Annotated in this window: 1 protein-coding gene; it reads left to right on the top strand. The window is 47.1% G+C overall.

What is annotated here, in order from left to right; all coding sequences use genetic code 11:
• Positions 1 to 1,010, top strand: a 1,010-nt coding sequence (locus FNW07_RS13860) for a PKD-like domain-containing protein (protein WP_305069005.1), incomplete at both ends; no start/stop codon positions are given.

Raw genomic sequence — 1,010 nt, 5'->3', positions numbered from 1 at the left:
AGTGCCGTTGTGTGCGATTCCAGTACCACTGCTATCAATTTACTTAGTTTGATTACGGGAGAACAATCCGGAGGAACTTGGAGCCGACCCTCCGGAACCGGGGGAACATTTGACGCAGCAGCAGGTACTTTTACCCCCGCAGTTGGAGCAACAAACAGTACATTCACCTATACCATTCCCGGAACATCACCTTGTGTGAATGATTCCAGTGTGGCAACTATTACGATCAATGCGCAACCTAATGCAGGTTCAGCCGGAAGTACAATTATTTGTGATTCCAGTACAACTGCGATTGATTTATTTGGTTTGATTACCGGCGAGCATTCCGGGGGAACCTGGGTACGGTCTTCGGGAACAGGAGGAACTTTTAATGCAGGAGCAGGAACTTTTACCCCCGCAGTTGGAGCAACAAACAGTACATTCACCTATACCATTACCGGAACATCACCTTGTGTGAATGATTCCAGCGTGGCAACTATTACGATTAATCCGACACCAAATGCAACAGCAACAAACGGTAGTCAATCCATATGCTCAGGTAATGCGATTGCTACAATGGTTCTTTCCGGGAATGTTACTGCTACCATCTTTAATTGGACCCGGGATAATGCAGCTACTGTAACAGGAATAGCCGCAAGCGGCAGCGGAAACATCGCCGGTAGCTTAACCAATACAACCAATGCACCTGTAACAGTTACTTTTACCATTACTCCAGTAGCAGCGGGATGCACTGGCGTATCCATAACAGCTACTGTTTTGGTTAACCCGACTCCAAATGCGTCAGCAACAAATCCGACCCAAACTATCTGCTCCGGAATTGCTATAACACCTATGGTAATTACGGGTTCTGTAGCATCTACAACTTTTAATTGGACCAGAAACAACACCGCAGCTGTAACAGGAATGGCCGCAAGTGGAAGCGGAAACATCTCTGGAAACTTAACCAATACCACCAATGCACCCGTAACAGTAACCTTTACCATCACTGCAGTAGCAGCGGGATGCACCGG

Source organism: Flavobacterium sp. GT3R68 (assembly GCF_007109225.1).
GTDB lineage: Bacteria > Bacteroidota > Bacteroidia > Flavobacteriales > Flavobacteriaceae > Flavobacterium.
Note: the sequence above shows the minus strand (reverse complement) of the source record. Positions and strands in the feature narration are given on the sequence as shown.